At 52.3% G+C, this 772-nt stretch carries 1 protein-coding gene; it reads left to right on the top strand.

Features of this window, described 5'->3' with window-relative positions; translation table 11 throughout:
- Positions 1-38: 38 nt before the first annotated feature.
- A complete protein-coding gene (locus ACR0DT_RS25105) occupies positions 39-719 on the top strand; it encodes an IS6 family transposase (protein ID WP_480713354.1) in 681 nt (226 codons plus the stop codon).
- Positions 720-772 lie beyond the last annotated feature (53 nt).

The raw sequence follows: 772 nt of genomic DNA, 5'->3' as shown, positions 1-772 counted from the left end.
GTGAATGACTTTCGGTAAAATCAGTCGAAAGTCAGTTCATGATTTCCTTCAAAGGCGCACAATATCCGAAGGATGTGGTCCTCTTCGCAGTGTTCTTCTATGTCCGATACGGTGTGTCTTACCGGGATCTGGAAGAAATCATGGCCGAGCGCGGTGTTTCAGTGGACCACACCACGCTAAACCGATGGGTGACCCGGTGTGCAGGCGCAATCGCTGAGGCAGCACGTCGCCGCAAAGGGCCATGTGATCGCTCCTGGAGAATGGACGAAACTTACATCAAAGTTAAAGGCGCGTGGATTTACCTCTATCGAGCTGTCGACAAACACGGCAAGACCCTTGATTTCATGCTTTCGCAGCGTCGAAACAAACCCGCCGCCACCAAATTCTTTGCCCGGACACTGGAGGTCAACGGCCTTCCGAGAAAGATTGTCATCGACAAAAGCGGTGCCAACACAGCTGGCATCAAGGCCATAAACAAGATGTTGAAAGGTTTTGGTTGCCCAGTCCCAATTGAAATGGTCAGGCGGAAATATTTGAACAACATTGTGGAACAGGACCACCGTTTCATCAAAAGACGAACTCGCCCGATGCTGGGGTTCAAGGCCTTTGCTTCAGCGGCGGCAACGCTCGACGGAATTGAAGTGGCGCACATGATCCGCAAAGGTCAAATCACGCCCGGACTCTGCCCGTTTCGCCAGTTCGCGGAGCTCGCATCTTAAACCCGCTGCCGCAGCGCGTTATTGTCATCCAACCAAAACTTCGCAACAGAACC

The organism is Ruegeria sp. BI11, assembly GCF_056538005.1.
The sequence above is the reverse complement of the archived record's forward strand: the minus strand, read 5'-3'. Positions and strand labels throughout refer to the sequence as shown.